The sequence below is a fragment of the Oceaniserpentilla sp. 4NH20-0058 genome, from assembly GCF_040371755.1.
In the GTDB taxonomy this organism is placed as follows: domain Bacteria; phylum Pseudomonadota; class Gammaproteobacteria; order Pseudomonadales; family Oceanobacteraceae; genus Bermanella.
The window spans coordinates 78,539-97,917 of the sequence record NZ_BAABWE010000008.1; the positions used below are offsets into that span (position 1 = coordinate 78,539).

Below are 19,379 nucleotides of genomic sequence, written 5' to 3' on the forward strand. Positions count from 1 at the left end.
ATGGCTTTTCTAAAACGCTACAATCTTTGGTTTATAAACCTTCAAATTCGGCATGGTCATGCCTAAGCTTGCATTAATATAGGTTGGATCAGTGACGGTATAGCGTTTGCCATTGTGCATCCAGCTATCGCCTGTGGTGTCGCTATTAAATGCCACGGCGGCGGCAATATGTCCTGGGTAATCTAATAATACGGTATCCAGTTTCAGTAGGCCTTTCACCAGCCATGCAAAAAGGGAGGCTCTGTCTTCGCAGTCGCTGTATGGGTAGTGTAAGGTTTCGATAGGATAGAGGTAGTTTTCTTGCTGGAACTGCTGTTCGTCGGTTTTGTAATTAAACGCGGTTTGCACAAAGCGTAATAATAAATTGACCGCATCCTGTTCACTTTTACTTTCCACCATAGGAGCTAATTGGCTCAGTAATTCATTGGCGGTGTTTTCCGGTAAGCCTTCGTGTGCATATTGGCTAATATTTAGTTGCGGCGTGGTATTGGCCAGTTCAATTTGTCCAATATCGTAGCTTAACGTGAGGGTATGATTTTGTCCTTGGTATTGAAAACTAAGTTGTTTTTTCTGGTGGTTTGCTGAGGGCAAAAGCTGTTGGCTGTTAGTGAAATCCAGTGGGTGTTTAGCGTCTGCATGTTTACCGCTATAGGTGTAAGCGCGGCCAGTATTGAGCTGTTTGCCATCTAGGCTTACTGCGTAATAACGGGTACCAGTAAAGGTGAAATAAGTAACACCATAAAGGGCTTGCTTGGAAGGCATGAGTAAAAATGCATTTTGATTGTAAGCAACACGAGCATCAAATCCTGCTTTAACCAACAAGTACCACGTGGTGAGTTGTTGAGCGTTATGGTCGTTGATTCCTAGTGTCTTGATATAATAATGAAACAAAACGGCCGTGCCCCAAGGGTTGAGCCTTAATTCTTTTGCTTTGGTTTGTAAGTCCTTAATGGCGTTATCGTGATTATGTTTGGCAAGTTTGCTATAAAAATTGGCAATGCTGTCGCTGTTCATGTTGCCCGTAAAGGACTGTTTTAAATTTGCGTCTTTATATATTGCCACGTTATGGGCAAAAATTTTCACATTCACAGTATTATCTGGTTGTTGAGCAATGGGCTTTGGAGTTGGATCGGGCTTAGGTTTAGGGATAATTGGTGCAGCCACAATAACGGGTTTACTAATAGGCTTACTGGTAATGGGCTTATCAACTGGTTTGGGTGCAGTGGGAAGTAACCTTGGTTTTGGTTTAGTGTCGAGTAGCTCTGGTTTTTTAACGTCCACCTCTTTCCATTGCTGTTTCAAAAAGCCTAAAAACGCCTTGTCGTTGGCATCCATGTAGTCTTGAAATTCTTGTTTGGCAGCGCCCATATCCATAGTGTTTTGTTTGAGCCAATCGTTGTATTCGCTATTGGCAAAAGTCGGTAGGGTTAGGCAGGCACATAAGCCTGAAAGTATTAATCGCTTCATGAATGTTCCTTATTCTTTTGCAAGTGAGCATATAGGTATTTTGATATAAGTGAAATGTGGATAGTGAGTTGATATCAGCGCTATACGCTAGTACATTTGCGGAGTCTTAGAATTGATAGAAAGGAAAGATTTAATGATTAGGGTATTTATTACTTTGGCCTGTGCGGTCATATTAAGTGCGTGCGGTTCAGGTGACTCCGATACACCTACATTAGATGTTAATTTTGATGCCCAAAAGGGGAGAGATTCAGCCTCTAGTCTTACAGTCGTTCAGGTTGAAAGTAGGGGTGAGGTCGATATTAATAGCCAAATTAATGCCGAAATTTCAGAAGATGAATCTTTTTGGGTTAGCTACACGGCCACTACAACACAAATGGTGATGGTGAAGCTCTCAAGTACGGCTGAGGATTTCGAGTTATTTGTTTACGGAGAAAACTATTACGATGAATGGAATAGTTCAGGGATAGATTCAAATGAATTGATTTTCTTCGAAGCTCAGGCGGGTGAAACTTATGGTATTGAAGTTTGGGCATTGTTGGGAGAAGGAGCCTTTACCCTTGATATAGCCGAGCCGAGCCGCAGTGCTTTGGGTTTATCTAGTAATGAATATGTTTACCAACTAAATGAACAGAAAAGTATAGAATGTGATGATGGTGAGTTTTCATTTAGTGACGTTTCTAATTTCGTTATCAACTATCAAGATGGATATTTAAAGTATTGGAATGTTGATGAATTAATTAGCTTTTCTTCTGTTGATGATTACACCGTGATCCTAAGAGAGTCCTATAGTGAATCCGAAGGTGAAGAAAGTTATTCTGCTGATTTTAATATGGAGTTTACTGTGAATCCAGATACTGGGAATATTTCTGGTACAGAGGTGGTGGATTCTGTAGGACAACATGAAAGTGGTCCGTATTCCTGTCGCTTTGAAAGCCGTTTTGATGGCGAAATTCTAATGTAATTTTCTTAATTACTTTGCACATAAAACCGGCCTTTGTGCCGGTTTTTTTATGATAGTTATATTCACCTTATATTTTTCAAATGTTTGCCCCTTTTGCCATTCTCAGGGATAATACCGCACCTAAAATTATCGCGCCTGTAGTAAGTACTTGCTTACTGCATACAATAGATCAAGCAGATCAGGAGTCATTTCATGACAGATCGTCGTCAGTTGGCCAACGCAATTCGTGCCTTAAGTATGGATGCTGTGCAACAAGCCAAATCCGGCCATCCAGGTGCTCCAATGGGCATGGCAGATATTGCTGAAGTGCTGTGGAACGACCACATGAACCATAATCCAGCCAACCCAGACTGGTTTGATCGAGACCGTTTTGTGCTGTCTAACGGTCATGGCTCTATGTTGATTTACTCTTTGTTGCACCTAACGGGTTATGCCTTAACTATTGATGACCTTAAGCAATTTCGTCAAATGCATTCAAAAACCCCAGGTCATCCAGAGTATGGCTATGCACCCGGTGTTGAAACCACCACTGGCCCGCTTGGCCAAGGTATCGCCAATGGTGTAGGCATGGCGTTGGCCGAAAAAATCATGGCGGCTCAATTTAATAAGCCGGGTCACGACATTGTTGACCACAATACCTATGTATTCCTAGGTGACGGCTGCATGATGGAAGGCATTTCCCATGAAGTGTGCTCTTTAGCGGGCACCCTAGGTTTGGGTAAGTTGATTGCTTTCTACGATGACAATGGCATTTCCATCGACGGTGAAGTGGAAGGCTGGTTCACTGATGATACTGTTCAGCGTTTTGAATCCTACGGCTGGCAAGTGATTCCTGCAGTTGATGGTCACGACAGTGCAGCTCTTGAAGCGGCAATCCAAGCGGGTAAAGCCGAAGCCAACAAGCCGACTCTAATTTGCTGTAAAACTATCATTGGTTTTGGTTCTCCAAACAAAGAAGGCAAAGAAGACTGTCACGGCGCGCCACTAGGTGATGACGAAATCAAACTGACTAAAGAGCGTCTAGGCTGGAATCACGGTGCCTTTGAAGTACCTGACGATATTTATGCAGGTTGGAGTGCAAAAGAAAAAGGCGCAGCCAAAGAAGCCGCTTGGAACGAAAAATTCGCAGCATACGCCAAAGCCTTCCCAACAGAAGCGGCTGAATTTACTCGCCGTATGAAAGGGGAGCTTCCTGCTGACTTCTCAGCCAAAGCCGATGCCTTTATTCAAGAATGCCAAGCCAAAGGCGAAAGCATTGCATCACGTAAAGCCTCGCAAAATGCGATTAAGGCGCTGGCCCCTGAATTACCAGAAATTCTAGGTGGCTCTGCTGACCTTGCTGGCTCTAACCTAACTTTATGGCCACAAGCCAAAGGTGTAGAAGCGAAAGATGCTTCTGGTAACTATGTATTTTACGGCGTGCGTGAATTTGGTATGAGCGCCATCATGAACGGTGTTGCCTTGCACAAAGGTTTTGTGGCGTACGGCGCAACCTTCTTAATGTTCATGGAATACGCTCGTAACGCCATTCGTATGGCTGCCCTAATGAAGCAACGGGCCATTCACGTTTACACCCATGACTCTATTGGCCTAGGTGAAGACGGCCCAACTCACCAACCGGTTGAACAGCTAACAAACCTGCGTACTACGCCTAACTTAAATACTTGGCGTCCGTGTGATGCGGTTGAAAGCGCAGTGGCTTGGAAAAATGCGGTTGAACGTGCCGATGGCCCAACCGCCATGATTTACTCGCGCCAAGGTTTGCCACATCAAGACCGCAGTGCGGCTCAAGTGGCAGATATCAACAAGGGTGGTTACATTCTGAAAGATGCCGCTGATGCCAAAGCCATCATCATCGCCACCGGCTCTGAAATTGGTTTGGCCATGGATGCAGCAGCAGCTCTTGAAGCCAAAGGCACACCAGTACGAGTGGTTTCAATGCCATGTGCTGAGATCTTCTGCAAACAAGATGCAGCCTATATTGAGTCTGTATTGCCAGCGGCCATTACGGCTCGTGTTGCAGTTGAAGCAGCCCATAAAGATTACTGGTACAAGTTTGTTGGCTTGAACGGTGCGGTTGTGGGTATGGAGACGTTTGGTGAGTCTGCTCCGATTGCGGATTTGATGGAGCACTTTGGGTTTACTGTAGAGAAAGTAGTAGCGGCCGTAGAAAACGTGCTTTAAGGGAAGCTATTGCGCTTGCTTATACTTTGTTAAAAATTATTTTTCACTCGTTACATAGGCAAGCTATGCGCCTTGCGAAAAATAATTTTTGCCTCGTCTAAGCTGCGCTCACAACGCTTCTGGAAACTCTCTTGTGAATTCACTTGAGAGTTTTTGTTTGTAAAGAATGAAGAAAGTAGGCCAACTTATGGACATACCGGTACTAAATTCAATAGGTATTTGGGGTATTGTTTTAAGTGCAATTCCATTTTGTGTTGGCCTGTTATTTATGTCTTTGCCAGCACTTGAAAAATATGGCCTTTTAGTTTTTCCGGCATCGATAATTTATACACTTATAAGACATTATGATGATGTTGAATATGGTTTTTCACTTTTTTGGAAAAGTTCATTGATTTTGTTTCCATCAATTTTACTGGTGAAGCTTTTTTAAGTTTTTCTGGATGAGCGAGTAGTATGTCTTTGAGGATTGCAATTAATGGTTTCGGTCGTATCGGGCGCTGTGTCCTGCGGTCCATCTATGAGCGCAATTTACAAAACGACATTCAAGTGGTCGCCATTAACGAGTTGGCGGACTGCGAAACCATTAGCTACATGCTGCGCTACGACAGCACTCACGGACGTTTTCCGTTTGATGTGTCGGTAGCCAATGATGTGCTGACCATTTCCGACGGCAAAGGCGTTAAGCGTGATATTAAAATTCTGCATGAGCATGAAATTGAAACATTGCCTTGGCACAGTTTGAATGTAGATGCGGTGTTAGAATGTACCGGGCAGTTTAAAAACCAAGGGCAATTGCAGCCCCATTTACAGCGGGGTGCGAAAAAAGTGTTGCTCAGTCAGCCCGGTGAAAGCGATGTGGATTTCACTTTGATTGCAGGGGTGAATCACAACCAATTATTGGCCGAGCATAAAATTGTATCGGTGGGTTCATGCTCTACTAATTGCGTATTACCTGTGATGCAAATTTTGGATGAGCACTTCGGTATTGAAAGTGGCGTAAGTACTACGATTCATTCGGCTATGAATGATCAGCCAGTAATTGATGCCTATTCCAGTGACTTGCGGCGTACACGAGCGGCGGTGGCCAGTATTATTCCAGTGGATACCGCGTTGCCAAAAGGTATAGCGCGCATCATGCCGCATTTAGAAGATTGTATCGAAAGTTTGCATTTACGGGTGCCCACATTAAATGTGTCGGCAATGGATTTAACTTTACAGCTTAAAACCAAGGTAACAGCCGAGAATATAAATACGTTGTTGCAACAGCGTAGTCTGACAGATTTAAATGGCTTAATCGGTTTTACCAATGAACCTCATGCCTCGGTGGATTTTAACCACGATGCCAGAAGCGGCATTGTGGATGGTACGCAAACCCGAGTGAGTGGTGAGCGATTGTTAAAATTATTAATTTGGTTTGATAACGAATGGGGCTTTGCTAATCGCATGGTGGATGCCTTGCAGCAAAATGCCTTTAAACAGAATTTGTAAATAATTTGTAGGAGCGTGCGAGCACGCTCCTACAGTAAAAGTTTCATAAATAAAATTTCATACATTAAATTTAAATTTTAAGAAGCGTCAGCGAGGCCGTCAGGGCAAGGCAAAAAATTTTGAGAATACCGGAGCTTAGCTTGCTAAGTGAGGATTTCGAAAATATTTTTTAACGCCGCACTGGCAACGCAGCTAGCTTCGAGCAAGGAGACAAAATGACTGTACTACGAATGGCCGACCAAGCCCTTAAGGGCAAACGCGTTCTAATCCGTGAAGACCTAAACGTACCCGTTAAAGATGGCAAAGTAACATCCGATGCCCGTATCCGTGCATCTTTGCCAACCATCAAACTGGCCCTTGAAGCCGGTGCAAAAGTGATTGTCATGTCTCACCTTGGTCGCCCAACCGAAGGCGAGTACGAAGATAAATTCTCGATGCAGCCAGTAGCGGATTACCTAGCTGATGCGTTAGGTAAAACCGTGCCTGTGGTTAAAGACTTCAAGGCAGGCGTTGAAGTGGCTGATGGCGAATTAGTATTGCTTGAAAACGTGCGATTCAACAAAGGCGAGAAAAAAGACGAAGACGATCTAGCCAAAGCCTATGCAGCTCTTTGTGATGTGTTCGTAATGGATGCATTTGGAACCGCTCACCGCGCACAAGCTTCTACTCATGGTGTAGCGAAGTTCGCACCCATTGCGTGCGCTGGCCCACTATTAGCTGCTGAATTAGATGCACTAGGCAAAGCGTTAGATAACCCTGAGCGCCCATTGGTAGCGATTGTTGGTGGCTCAAAAGTATCAACCAAGCTAGAAGTGCTAGAGAGCTTGTCTGACCTGTGTGATCAAATCATTGTGGGTGGCGGCATCGCTAATACTTTCCTAGCGGCAGCGGGCAAGCCAGTGGGTAAGTCTTTATATGAAGAAGATTTAGTACCACAAGCCAAAGCGTTAATGGAAAAAGTATCCATTCCTGTACCAACCGACGTGGTGTGTGCAAAAGAATTTGCTGAAAGCGCAGAAGCTACCCTAAAAAGTGCCGATGAAGTGCTTGCTGACGACATGATCTTCGACATTGGTCCGGATTCTGCAAAAGCATTGGCGGCACAATTAAAAGAAGCCAAAACCATTATTTGGAATGGCCCTGTGGGCGTATTTGAATTTGACCAGTTCGGTGAAGGCACCAAGGCGCTTTCATTGGCCATTGCTGAAAGTGCAGGGTTCTCTATCGCAGGCGGTGGTGACACATTAGCGGCTGTGGATAAGTACGACATCGCGGATAAAGTATCTTATATCTCAACTGGCGGCGGTGCGTTTTTAGAATTTGTAGAAGGTAAGGTACTTCCTGCCGTGGCGATTTTAGAAGAACGCGCTAAGTAAGGCAGGGTGTTATATGTGAGATGGGAGACGTTAGATGTGTCCTATCCCATAAATACTTTAGAAATTCTGCTTATTGAGTAGAATGGGTCAAAATAATTTTTAAACGTTGGGTGTAGATAGGAGGAATCATCTCTCATTCCACACCTCACGTCTCCCGTATTAAATGAGAGGACACACACATGGCACTGATTACCATGCGTCAAATGTTGGACCACGCCGCTGAATACAGCTACGGCGTGCCTGCATTCAATGTAAACAACCTAGAACAAATGCGTGCCATCATGATGGCGGCGGATCAAACCGATTCTCCGGTTATCGTGCAAGCTTCTGCCGGTGCGCGTAAATACGCAGGTGCGCCGTTCTTGCGCCACCTAATCTTGGCCGCCATTGAAGAATTTCCTCATATTCCTGTATGTATGCACCAAGACCACGGTGCGTCGCCAACTGTATGTCAGCGTTCTATCCAATTAGGTTTCTCATCAGTCATGATGGATGGCTCCCTAGGTGAAGACGGCAAAACCCCAATGAGCTACGAGTACAACGTAGACGTGACTAAGCGCACCGTTGAAATGGCTCACGGTTGTGGTGTTTCGGTAGAGGGCGAGCTAGGTGTGTTAGGTTCTTTAGAAACGGGTCAAGCCGGTGAAGAAGATGGCGTTGGCGCAGAAGGTATTCTGACTCACGACCAAATGCTGACAGACCCAGAAGAAGCCGCTGACTTTGTTAAACAGACTCAAGTGGATGCCCTAGCCATTGCTTGTGGTACGTCTCACGGTGCTTACAAATTTACCCGTCCACCAACGGACGACATTCTTGCGGTTGACCGTATTAAAGAGATCCACAAGCGTATTCCAAACACCCACCTTGTTATGCACGGCTCGTCTTCTGTGCCACAAGAGTGGTTAGCCATCATCAATGAATTTGGTGGTGAGATTCCTGAAACCTACGGCGTGCCTGTTGAGCAAATCGTTGAAGGTATCAAGCACGGTGTGCGTAAAGTAAATATCGATACGGATTTACGTTTAGCCTCTACTGGTGCGATTCGTCGCTTTATGGCGCAAAACCCAAGCGAGTTTGACCCGCGTAAATACCTTGCTGCCTCTGTTGAAGCCATGAAAGAAATTTGTGTGGCGCGCTACGAAGCATTCGGTACAGCCGGTAATGCTTCTAAAATTAAAGCGTTGTCTTTAGATGCTATGTTTGATCGTTATCAAGCAGGTGAGCTTAACCCTCAAGTTAAATAAAATCGGCTGCGATTCTCTCAAAACGCCTGCTTTTGCAGGCGTTTTTGTTTACATTAGAACAATAAAGATCAACCTCTGTGGTATTAAGGTATCTTATGGCAGATGACATTCAATGGGATTTACCCAATCCGTTTATCCATCATATTTCCGTTCAAAAAGATGAAACCGATCGCTTAGGGCACACCAATAATCAGGTATATTTAAAATGGCTAGAAGATATTAGTTGGGCGCATATTACCTCTTTAGGTATGGACTGGGCCATGCATGATCGCTTATCCAAAGCCATGGCCATTACTCGCACCGAAATCGATTATCTGGCGGCGACATACAATGGAGACGAGCTGATTGTGGGCACTTGGATTAATGAAAGTGACGGTCGTATCACCTCAAAACGTAAGTTTCAGATCGTGCGAGCCGATAATCATAAAACCGTGATTCGTGCGCAATCGTTTTATGCGTGTATTGATCTTAAATCCGGCCGACCTGCGCGAATGCCCAAAGAGTTTATTGAGGTGCACAATCAAGCCATGGCGCAACATCAGGGTTAGTTCATTAACTTGAAAGATATTTGGTCTAAACTGATTAAATAACACAAACCACATAGGACACCTATGGCTGCTACCAATCCTGTGAGTATCCAACCACAATGGAGCCCAGAGCAAATAAAAGGGCAAATACCACCCTTAACACTTGAGTTGTTAGGTAAGGATATGTCAGAGCCGTTACAGATGTATTGCCAATATTATGGGTTGGATTTTGAGTCGCAATTTTTGGGTTTGCAGCACGGTATAGGTCGTTTAGAAATAGAACAATTTGACATCAGTGTGCATGTGTTTAAGTTACCCGTAGCTAAAGGTACAGTGTTGTTAGTGCATGGTTATTATGATCATGTTGGGCTGTATGGCAGTATTGTTCAGCATTGTTTGTCTGAAGGTTACAATGTGATTAGCTATGATCTACCCGGCCATGGTTTAAGCTCTGGAGAGTTAGCGTCTATTCAATCGTTTCGTCAATATGATGAGGTGTTTAGTGGTGTGCTTGATTGGACGCAAGCTCATCTGCCGGAACCTTTAGTTGTAATGGGGCAAAGCACAGGCGGTGCAGTGATTATTAATTATCTGTTAAGTCGCGGCCTTAATAAACACAGCTCACCTTTTACCAAAATCTATTTACTGGCCCCGCTAGTACGCCCCGTTAATTGGACCATGTCCAAGTTATTTTATTATGTGGCTCGTCCATTTGTGAAACAGCTTAAGCGAGAGTTTGCCCAGAATTCCCATAATCAAGAGTTTCTCAATTTTTTAAAAAATCACGACCCACTGCAACCCTTGGTTTTAAAAACACGCTGGGTAGGCGCGCTTAAAAAATGGATACGTTTTATCGAATCTACTCAACCGGTGGATTTAGATATTCATGTAATTCAAGGTACGCAAGATGGCACTGTGGACTATCGCCATAACATGTTAATACTAGAACAGAAATTTACTGGCTTTAATGTGACGTTTGTCGAGCAAGGTCGTCATCATTTAGCCAATGAAGAAACCAATAAACTACAGCAGGTATTGTCAGCCATGACACCGTTGCTCTAGTAGTTAACGTAATTCCTCGCTAAACTCCGTGACCAATTAAAAAACAATAAATGAAATTCACGGAGTGAAGCCCATATGTATCGGCCATTGAAGTTATTTTTACTTGCTTGTATTAGTATTGCCTTAGTGGGATGTGCAACTTATGGGCAAGACGTCCGTCAAGGCTTAGAGTTGACCAAACAAGGCCAATACACACAAGCGGCAGAGGTATTTGAAAAGTCACTTAATCCAAAAGGGGACGATCGTCTTCTTTATTACACCGAACTCGGCATGGTTTACCACTTAGCAGGCGATTACAAAAAATCCAACCAACTGTTAGAAACCGCAGAACGTATTTCTGAAGACTTATACACTCAAAGAGTCAGCGACATGCTCACAACCGCCATGAGCAATCCACGCCAAGGGCCGTATCGCGCTGCTAACTTTGAGCGAGTGTTTATCAACTATTACAAAGCACTAAATTATCTGATGATAGCTCATGGTCATGATGACGCTAAAGCCAAAGATCGAGCGCTTGAAGGGGCTCGTGTAGAAAGCCGTCGCATTGATATGATATTAAGCGATATAGAAACTCAAAAAGGTAATTATCAAGAGCAAGCAGATAAAGAAAAGTCCATGTTTTCAAAGCTAATGCGTATCTTTGATAAGCTCACCGGAGAGATTATTGATAGAAACAAAATTGTGTATCGCAATGATGCGTTTGGCCATTACCTTGCCGGTATGATTTACGAGCAGCATCGTGAATACGATGATGCTCGAGTGGCTTATCAAAAATCAGCCTCATTGTATGAAAACGGCTATCAAGAACAATATGGCTTAAAGAAAGAAATAACTGAACAAGGGTGGTTTGATACCATTCGCATGATGCAAAAAGCCGGTGGCTGGGGTAATGAATGGCCAAAACTTAGCCGAACCAAGCTAAGTAAAGATAAGCGCCAACAGTTAAAAGATTTTGAGAGCATGGGTCACCTAGTCGTGTTAGAGCATACAGGCATGGTGCCCGAGCGCGATGAAATGAACATGTACCTTACTGCAGACCCTAATACCCGTCAGGTGGTGATGCACCCCATTTTAACCGGGGACCCGCGCCGCCAATTAGATCAGCGTTTTTGGTTTTATGCGTTATATGCCGATAAAGGCATTACGGATTTAATGAGTGCTATCTACGAAAACCGAGTTATTCCAGCGCTCATGCAATATTCTATGGTGAAGCGTGAATACCTTGGCCCATTATGGGGTGTGGCTGACAAATTGGGTTTAGTTGAGGTAATGAAAAGCGGTATGCGTATTACGGTGCCGTATTATCGGGTAACTTCATATCAAGGTGCAGGGGAGTCCTCGATTAATGTATCAGGTAATGATTACCCGTTAGTGGTTGGTCAATCTGTGGCACATATGGCGGTGCAACAGCAACTACTTGATGCTAGTAGCGATATTCAAGAGGCCATGGCCCGTGCCGCCTTTAAAAACCTAACCGCCCATCAAGCAGCCTCTTTAGGAGGTGATGCCGGAGCGGTATTGGGCTTTCTTGGAAAAATTGCTGCCAATGCCAGCTCTGCCGCCGAAACCCGTAACTGGTTATTGCTACCTGATCAAATTAAGGTGACTCGCATCCCATTAGCACCAGGCACTCACACAGTGACATTAACCAGTGAGCCTGTTAAAGGGCAAAAGAAAACCACGACTCAACAAGTAGAAGTGAAGGCTGGTGAAATGTCGGTTTGGAAAGTGAGAACCTTTCCCGCTCAAAACACTCAAAATTTTAAGCAATTGGGTATATAGTTTTGATTACGTTAAACTAGTCACCAATTATTAGAACATCAAAATAAGGAAGCAGCGATGAAAAAGATTTTAACCTATGCCGTGATGGCGGGGCTGTGTACGTCATTATTAAGTGGTTGTGGCAGCACTCGAGTGAATCGTGTGGATGCTAACCAAGAAATTGCTTTGACCGATAAGTGGAACGATAAAGACTCTCAGCTTGTAAGTGAAGAGATGATATCAGACATGTTGAGCTTCCCTTGGATTAGGGATTTCCGCAGTAACAATAGCGGTGACAAACCCACTGTAATTATTCAGCGTGTGCGTAATAAAAGTCATGAGCATATTTCCGCTGAAACCTTTTTGAATGATTTGAAGCGCTCTATTATTAGAAGCGGCGATGCTCGCTTTGTGGCTAGTTCTGATGAGCGTGCGGATGTGCGTGATGAACGTGCAGACCAAGAGCTTAACGCTAAAAACGCCAAAGCAATGGGCAATGAAACCGCCGCTGATTTTGCGCTTTCTGGATCTATTAATTCGTTTGTAGATCAATTAGACGGTGACCGTGTAACCACCTATCAAGTGGATTTGAAGCTGATCAACATGGAAACTAACGAAGAAGTTTGGAACGGTCAAAAGAAGCTGAAAAAACTTCAGGAAAAATCAAGCTACGGCTGGTAATACAACTTCAAGGTAGAAGAATATGCGTTTAATGGTCGCCGTGATGACGGCAAGTTTGGTTCTTAGTGGTTGTGTTAGCAGCCCAAGTAAAAAAGAAAGCTCTGGCTCAACCCCCCATTGGGTGGTTGATGAGCCGATCCAAGGTGGCCATGTGTATGGAGTGGGCAGTGCGCCAGTTTATGGTGACTCGGCCCGAGCGTTACAACAAGCGCAAGATGCTGCTCGTGTGAGTATGGTGCAAAAACTGAAAGTGACGATTTCAGGCTCATTCTCTCAAGATACCGAAGAAGTACGCCAAACGGGTCAACAAACCCAATTGATGAAAACGGTACGTAATACCATAAAAAGTACGATACCAAATGCCGAGCTTGATAATCTAGAAGTGCAAGAAAACTACGTTGATACCAAGGGTAAAGTGGCGTATAGCTTGGTGCATTTAGATCGCATCAAAGCCTCTAGTAAGTTACGCCAACGCATTGGTGAGCTGGATCTTAAAGTTACCGACCTAGATGCCAAAACCCCTTCTAATATAGATACCTTGAGACAATTACAGGGCTTAATGCCTGCGTTAAAGTATTTAGAACAACGTGGCCGCTTGTCTGAGCAAATGCAGCTAGTAGATGTGAATAATCGCAGTGTGCCAAAAGATGAAATGCTGAGAGGCGTGGAAGATCGCATTAAGGGATTATTTGATGCTTTGGTAGTGAACCTAATTCCGAGTAATAACGATGGTAGTAAAATGCGTGGTGGTTTATCAGAGTCGTTAACCGATCTTGGTTTGCGCATCAGCAAGCAATCACCTCATTTAACTTTCCGCTATTCGGCTAATCTTAGACCTATGGAAAAGGGTGAACGCTTTTATGTGTTTGCTTCTGGCAAGGTGAGCATTGAAGACGCTAAAGGTCGTACTTTAAGTAGTTTTACTCGTGAAGCAAAAGGGGTCAGTGGCGCGTCCAAAGAACAGGCTGAATTTAAAGCGGTTCAAGGATTAGCTAAAGCGCTTGGACAAGAGCTGGCTAATAGTTTTGTGAGTAAAATAGATTAATCAATTAACCCGATGGCTAAGTTGGGCTATCGGGAAATTTTAAGCGGATTTTTTGAAACTCATCCATTAGGTCTAATGCAATTGGCACTAACTGGGGATCAAAATATTTGCCTGAGCCTTTTTCTAAAAAGCTCTCAATTTCTTCCCGTTGAAAGGCTAGGCGGTAGGGCTTGTGACAACCCAATGCGTCAATCACATCAACAATTGTGACAATTCTCGACGTAATATCAATTTCTTCCCCTTTCAGTTGATTTGGATTGCCGCTGCCGTCCCAGTGTTCATGATGTTGGGCAGCAATACGACTGGCCATGCGTAATACGGGGCGTTCGGACTTCCCTAGTATGTTGCCTCCTATGGACATATGAAGGCCCATTACTTCTTTATCAGCTTGTGTATAACTGGTCTTTTTAGTGAGGATATGGTCGGGTACACCTATGGTGCCGATATCATGTAGTGGCGCGGCTAACTTTAAGCGCTCACAGGTATTATCTTTTAGACCGAATTTTTTGGCCAATAAATACGCCATTTTGCTCACTCGTCTTACATGATTACTTTCATCAGGTAAGCGCCTTTCAATGGTTTCACTTAATACATAAACTAGCTCTTGCCTGCTTTGGCGTATGGCTTCTTTATGATGCAAATTGCTATGAGTGATGGCCACACACTTTGTGTAGATATCTAATAGGTGACAACCCATTTTATCCAATTTCGCATTAGATTTAACGTAAAGCAGGTTCTCACCGGTGGCTTTGATATTGTAGTACCCAATGTAGACATCATCGTTATGAATGCTGCCATGTTTTTGTTTGGCTTGGTCAAAGTATTGAGTAATATCAGCAGGCAGTGGCTCATGGGATTCTAGCAGTTTTTTGATGTTACCAGTGGCGGCTAATATTGCGTAATTATGCTGTAGGGTTTTAGCGGCTACCGCATCAACCGGAGTATGAGTACAGACGGCTTCGGTATCTAAATTTAACAGTGTGCCGATCTCTTCTAACACAGCACTGGCAAAAATAGGTAATTGTTGAGCATCCACAATTTTTGAGGTGGCTTCAATTAAGTTGTATAGGCCTTGTCGATTGGTCTCAATGGTGTGTATATCTCGGTAGCTTCTTAGTGTGCTATACAATAAAGTTTTAAGTTTGGTCGAGGTTAATTCTGTTTTGTTCTTATAGTCATTGATGTCATATTTTTCGATCACCGTTTCTTCTGGCGCATGACCGGGCTGCCCTGTTCTTAATACTAAGCGGATATTTTTGTCTTTGAAGTCTTCGCGGATATAGTGCACTAAGCGCAGACCTGCGTCTTCGGTCTCCATCACCACGTCAATTAACGCTAGCGCAAACGGTTCTTGTTCTTCAAGGATTTTTTTAGCCTCGGCCATGGAATAGGCATGGACTATTTCAATGCCGCTATGGTCAAAACGACAACTGCTTAGTACCAAGGTGGTTACCTTATGAACTTGATCCTCATCATCAACGATGAGAACACGCCATTTGCGTTTGGTACTTATAACAGGCTCTAAATCGCTCTCTGATGAGTCGTCGTCGCCAAAAAGTAAGTCAGAATCAGACATGAAGGCTCCTTCTTTAACTATAGTTTAGACATATCTTCTGAGTCTGCTGCTACTCTTAGTGATGAAAGAGCAAAAAATTAACCGATTTTGCTGGTAAATATGAAATAACTAAGGACGATTGCCCTTATGAGGCATTGGTATGCCCGACTTGGTTTCGGCGGTAAAATTCAACTAATCATCAATTTTGTGAGTATTTCGGTACTGACATTTGCCATATTAGTGATTGGCATTGGTTTTTACGGCGAACTCAAGCGGAATTTAGAGCATAGAGTGCTACAAAAAAGTAACCTGCTTGCGGATGCGTCTGCTGTGGGGGTCGTTTTTGATCAGCCGGAATCGGTGAATTTATTACTGAGCTCATTAAGCGTGGACAAGAGGGTTAAAGCAGCCATTGTGTTTAAAAAATACGGTGCGGCTGATTACCGCTATTTTGCCCACTATGAAAAAGAAGGATTTGAACAAAAAGATTTAAGTTATTTAAGGGGAGCCGTACAAGAGTGGCGTGATGATGAATTTATTTTACGTTTGCCCATTTTAGTCGATGGTGAAGAAGTTGGTCGCTTACGATTCATAGAAAGCGATGACTACCTCGCCAGTTTTGGCTTAAATATTTCGAAGTATGTGATTCCTGTTTTGCTCATTAGTTTGCTGGTGGTTTGGATTCTGTCTCGCAGTTTACAGGCACGGTTAGCGTCCCCTTTAAATGATTTAACTAAGGCGGTTCATGAAGTCGCCTATAAACAAGACTATCAACGACAAGTCGAAATAGTCAGTGATGATGAACTAGGGAAGCTCGGCAGCGCCTTCAATTTTATGCTGGCTAAATTAGCCGAACATGAGGCCTTTCGTGTTGACAAAGAAACCGAGATTATTGAGTTAAACGCAGATTTAGAAAACAAAGTATATGAGCGAACAAAAGAGTTGGAATCTAGCCTTAATGATTTGAAGCTGACCCAGCAGCAGCTTGTAGAGCAAGAAAAAATGGCGTCCCTCGGAGAATTAGTGGCTGGTGTTGCCCATGAAATTAATACGCCAATTGGTGTTGGAATTACCGCGGTGAGTCATCTGATGGAAAGCGTGGAGCTGATTAATAAAGCATTTAATAGCGGCACGTTAACCAAAAAACAATTTTCAGACATGTTATCTGCCTTGCTAGAAAGTGCCGGGATTGTAGATAGCAATCTTCGTCGTGCTGCGGATTTAGTCAAAGCCTTTAAATCTGTAGCAGTAGACCAATCTAGTGCAGAGCCACGTTTATTTGCACTTAAATCATACACACAAGATGTAATAACATCCCTCCGACCAAAATTAAAACGTACTCAACATGAGATTATTGTAGATATTTCAGATGATATTGATCTGTATTGCGACCCTGGGGTTATTTCGCAAATCGTTACTAATTTGATTATGAACTCACTGAATCATGCTTTTGCTCCGCAAGAGGCGGGTAAAATAAAAATGTCTGCAAGTGTCCACGATAATGTGTTGCAGTTTAGTTATGAAGATAACGGTCAAGGCATAGACGAGTCTATTTTAAAACGATTATTTGATCCCTTTGTTACCACCAAGCGAGGCCAAGGAGGCAGTGGCTTAGGGACCCATATTATTTATAACCTTGTGACACAGGCCCTTGGTGGTCGCATTCAATGTATTAGTGATTTGGGGCATGGCACCCGATTTGAAATCACAATCCCGTTAGAAAATATTCTTCCAGAAGGTTACCACGTTTAACAAACCCCATCGTTTAACGCCTGCCACTGCTCGGTTGATATGGGCATAACTGACAAACGGCTACCTTTTTTAATCAAGATTAAATCATTTAAACGTGAGTCAGAGTCCGCCAGTTTTTTGATTTTAGCTAGTGGTAAAAGGGTTTTAAAAGTAGTGTGATGAGCCATATTGACTGCCACCCATTTATTTTCTATAAGAGATTTTTCATCGAAGTAATCACTGCTTTTATCAACGGCTAATGGGTCAGGGTAGGCCGTTTTCGTTACTTGCATTATTCCTGCAATTCCAATGTTCTTACAGCTTGAATGATAAAAAAACGCAAGGTCATCAACTTTCATTTCTTTTAGAAAATTTTTTGCTTGATGGTTTCTTATTCCATCCCAAGGGGCGTGACCTTTTTTTTCTAAATCATAAATAGAAAATTCATCAGGTTCACTTTTTAAAAGCCAGTATGCCACTTTAAACCTTTACATTAATGGGAGGTTGTATACATTTAATGCTCTTGATGTTACAAAAGTTACATCTGTGCACGATAATTGCCTAAGTCTTTACCAAGGCCTGCTTAAAGCTGTGACACTAGTCACGGTGTTATTTGTGCATTAAGCCTAAAGTAATAACAACAAAAACATTTAGGGATATCTCAACAGGCAACTTAAGTTTACAGGATGTAGAGCAATTGCCGGAGTGAAAATATGAAATCTCGACGTCCAGATCTAATGGTTATCATCAGTGTGATTTTTGTACTAGGTGCAGCAGTAACCAGTTTAACGGCTAACAGCGACAATAAAAATATGCATGCTCAGGTGTCTCAGCATATTCTTCGTTAATAAGATCGTTTACTTGCGAGTTTGACCGGGGTAAATGCCTTTATTGGTAATAATGGCATCCAATGGTATATCCCAGCTTTCAAGTGGTAATGTGGTTACTTTTTGTAAATCATGAGCTAAGCCAATAAGCTTGGGTTTGCTAAGCGCGCTTGAACGCAGAAATTCGAACGTGCGATCATAATAGCCCCCTCCCATACCAAGTCGACCACCAGTCTCATCAAATGCCACCAGTGGTAGAAACACCACATCCAGTTGTTTGGCGGATATCAAGTTATTTTGCTTAGGGTCCGGTTCTAAAATGCCAAATTTATTTTCGATCTTTTTACCTGAATCGCTATAAAAATTTAAATAGCCTTTTTTACTACTATGAAGGCTAGGTAAGTAGAGCTGTTTACCACGATATTTTGCTTTTTCGGCTAGGACTATTGGGTCTATTTCACCGTCATTTGCCAAATAAGCTGCGATGTTTCTGGCACGCTGAAACCAAGGCTGGCTGAGTATGATTTGGCTGATATCTTTGGCGGCTTTTAGTTGCTGTTGAGCCGACAGTGTTGTGCGCTGTTGGCGCATGTATTGACGAATACTGGCGCGATTTGAAAGGTCATATCCGGTGTTCAAAATAGGGCTCTCCACTGTGCCGCTGTCAGAGAAAGGCCTTGAACCGAAAGGTCCAAGGTGGTGGTTCCTGATCTGAATCGGGCTTTCCGCTCAAGGCGGACATGCACTCCCTCAATGTCGAGGAACCTCCAAAATAATGAGTAAGGCTCGAGGACTTCAAAGACTGGCTAACACCCCAGAGAGTCGTTAAATTATAACGCAACTACTGGGGGTTTGCCGCAAAAAGTCTTGAATTAAAGTACACAAAACACCTTGCTTTTTTGCTTAAGTTAAGCTGTTAGTCGCCCAGATCCATCTGCTGATCTTTGGCCAGTGCGCTTTCGATTTTGTGATTGATTTTTTTGATTTCAGTTTGTGTGTTTTCTGAGCCACAGGTGGCATTGAGGAAGTCATAGGCCAAATTCAGCGCAGCCATAATCGCCACACGTTCAGTGCCGTAAAGTTTGCCTTGGCCTTTGATTTCTTGCATGCGCGAATTCAGCAGCTGAGCGGCCCGATTTAAATCTTGGCGATTTTCAGGTGGGCAGGCCACTTGATATTCTTTACCTAGTAATTCAACCGTGGTGGTGTTGTCGCGCTTATTCATTGGGTTCATGCTCCAAGTGTCTAAGACGAGATAACATTTCCGCAATTTTATTGCGGGCAAGTTCGTTTTGTTGCAGTAAACGCTGGCGTTCGTGCTGCCATGTTTGTGCTTCGGCTTTTAGCTTTAGATTCTCATCTTTGGCGTTATGATAAGCAAGAATGAGCTCGTCGAGCTTTTTATTAATGTCTTTAAGACTTGGGGAATCCATTGTGAACCCTATTTGGCAGATGGTGTAAATATAATCT

General features: G+C 43.4%; 19 protein-coding genes and 1 other RNA gene. 13 read left to right on the plus strand and 7 right to left on the minus strand.

All coding sequences use genetic code 11. The annotated features are described in order from the left end of the window. Positions 1-9: 9 nt before the first annotated feature. Positions 10-1,467, minus strand: coding sequence for a hypothetical protein (locus ABWV45_RS11425; RefSeq protein WP_353351739.1), 1,458 nt, complete (start codon positions 1,465-1,467; stop codon positions 10-12). A gap of 133 nt (positions 1,468-1,600) precedes the next feature. Between ABWV45_RS11425 and ABWV45_RS11430 the strand changes: the two genes are divergently transcribed. The 11 genes from ABWV45_RS11430 to ABWV45_RS11480 all read left to right on the plus strand — a co-directional run bounded on the left by ABWV45_RS11430 (position 1,601) and on the right by ABWV45_RS11480 (position 13,796). Beyond that, positions 1,601-2,428, plus strand: a complete 828-nt coding sequence (locus ABWV45_RS11430; RefSeq protein ID WP_353351741.1) for a hypothetical protein — start codon at positions 1,601-1,603, stop codon at positions 2,426-2,428. A gap of 192 nt (positions 2,429-2,620) precedes the next feature. Beyond that, positions 2,621-4,612 (plus strand): transketolase, encoded by a 1,992-nt coding sequence (gene tkt / locus ABWV45_RS11435; protein WP_353351743.1) that lies wholly within the window; start codon positions 2,621-2,623, stop codon positions 4,610-4,612. Positions 4,613-4,799: 187 nt separating this feature from the next. Beyond that, positions 4,800-5,042 (plus strand): hypothetical protein, encoded by a 243-nt coding sequence (locus ABWV45_RS11440; protein WP_353351745.1) that lies wholly within the window; start codon positions 4,800-4,802, stop codon positions 5,040-5,042. Between the two features lie 23 nt (positions 5,043-5,065). Then, entirely contained in the window at positions 5,066-6,100 is a 1,035-nt protein-coding gene (locus ABWV45_RS11445; RefSeq protein ID WP_353351747.1) for a type I glyceraldehyde-3-phosphate dehydrogenase, read from the plus strand. A 215-nt stretch (positions 6,101-6,315) separates the two neighbouring features. After that, positions 6,316-7,476 (plus strand): phosphoglycerate kinase, encoded by a 1,161-nt coding sequence (locus ABWV45_RS11450; RefSeq protein WP_353351749.1) that lies wholly within the window; start codon positions 6,316-6,318, stop codon positions 7,474-7,476. Positions 7,477-7,655: 179 nt separating this feature from the next. Continuing rightward, positions 7,656-8,720, plus strand: a complete 1,065-nt coding sequence (gene fba, locus ABWV45_RS11455) for a class II fructose-bisphosphate aldolase (RefSeq protein WP_353351751.1) — start codon at positions 7,656-7,658, stop codon at positions 8,718-8,720. A 95-nt stretch (positions 8,721-8,815) separates the two neighbouring features. Further along, positions 8,816-9,268: an acyl-CoA thioesterase gene (locus ABWV45_RS11460; RefSeq protein ID WP_353351753.1), complete on the plus strand. Its 453-nt coding sequence runs from the start codon at positions 8,816-8,818 to the stop codon at positions 9,266-9,268. Between the two features lie 63 nt (positions 9,269-9,331). Continuing rightward, positions 9,332-10,309 (plus strand): alpha/beta hydrolase, encoded by a 978-nt coding sequence (locus tag ABWV45_RS11465; RefSeq protein WP_353351755.1) that lies wholly within the window; start codon positions 9,332-9,334, stop codon positions 10,307-10,309. A 75-nt stretch (positions 10,310-10,384) separates the two neighbouring features. Beyond that, complete coding sequence (locus ABWV45_RS11470; RefSeq protein WP_353351756.1) at positions 10,385-12,091, plus strand: COG3014 family protein; 1,707 nt, start codon at positions 10,385-10,387, stop codon at positions 12,089-12,091. A gap of 57 nt (positions 12,092-12,148) precedes the next feature. Beyond that, positions 12,149-12,751: a penicillin-binding protein activator LpoB gene (locus tag ABWV45_RS11475; RefSeq protein ID WP_353351758.1), complete on the plus strand. Its 603-nt coding sequence runs from the start codon at positions 12,149-12,151 to the stop codon at positions 12,749-12,751. A gap of 22 nt (positions 12,752-12,773) precedes the next feature. After that, a complete protein-coding gene (locus tag ABWV45_RS11480) occupies positions 12,774-13,796 on the plus strand; it encodes an LPP20 family lipoprotein (RefSeq protein ID WP_353351760.1) in 1,023 nt (340 codons plus the stop codon). Between the two features lie 16 nt (positions 13,797-13,812). Here ABWV45_RS11480 and ABWV45_RS11485 read toward each other — a convergent pair whose 3' ends face one another. Next, positions 13,813-15,372, minus strand: a complete 1,560-nt coding sequence (locus tag ABWV45_RS11485) for a DUF3369 domain-containing protein (RefSeq protein WP_353351762.1) — start codon at positions 15,370-15,372, stop codon at positions 13,813-13,815. Positions 15,373-15,498: 126 nt separating this feature from the next. Between ABWV45_RS11485 and ABWV45_RS11490 the strand changes: the two genes are divergently transcribed. Next, on the plus strand, positions 15,499-17,103 hold the full coding sequence (locus ABWV45_RS11490) for a sensor histidine kinase (RefSeq protein WP_353351764.1): 1,605 nt from the start codon (positions 15,499-15,501) through the stop codon (positions 17,101-17,103). Here ABWV45_RS11490 and ABWV45_RS11495 read toward each other — a convergent pair. Further along, entirely contained in the window at positions 17,100-17,561 is a 462-nt protein-coding gene (locus ABWV45_RS11495; protein ID WP_353351766.1) for an EVE domain-containing protein, read from the minus strand. The two genes, ABWV45_RS11490 and ABWV45_RS11495, sit on opposite strands and share 4 nt — an antisense overlap. Before the next feature lie 234 nt (positions 17,562-17,795). On the opposite strand from ABWV45_RS11495, the gene ABWV45_RS11500 reads away from it, so the two are divergent. Continuing rightward, entirely contained in the window at positions 17,796-17,930 is a 135-nt protein-coding gene (locus tag ABWV45_RS11500; protein ID WP_353351768.1) for a hypothetical protein, read from the plus strand. A 9-nt stretch (positions 17,931-17,939) separates the two neighbouring features. Here ABWV45_RS11500 and ABWV45_RS11505 read toward each other — a convergent pair whose 3' ends face one another. The 4 genes from ABWV45_RS11505 to ABWV45_RS11520 form a co-directional block, all read right to left on the minus strand. Continuing rightward, entirely contained in the window at positions 17,940-18,563 is a 624-nt protein-coding gene (locus tag ABWV45_RS11505; RefSeq protein ID WP_353351770.1) for a 5-formyltetrahydrofolate cyclo-ligase, read from the minus strand. Continuing rightward, positions 18,553-18,733, minus strand: a non-coding RNA gene (gene ssrS / locus ABWV45_RS11510) — 6S RNA. The genes ABWV45_RS11505 and ssrS overlap by 11 nt, the downstream gene beginning before the upstream one ends. Positions 18,734-18,825: 92 nt before the next feature. Continuing rightward, on the minus strand, positions 18,826-19,134 hold the full coding sequence (locus ABWV45_RS11515; protein ID WP_353351772.1) for a cell division protein ZapA: 309 nt from the start codon (positions 19,132-19,134) through the stop codon (positions 18,826-18,828). Beyond that, positions 19,127-19,342, minus strand: a complete 216-nt coding sequence (locus ABWV45_RS11520) for a DUF904 domain-containing protein (protein ID WP_353351774.1) — start codon at positions 19,340-19,342, stop codon at positions 19,127-19,129. Before ABWV45_RS11520 ends, ABWV45_RS11515 begins: the two co-directional genes overlap by 8 nt. Positions 19,343-19,379: the final 37 nt, after the last annotated feature.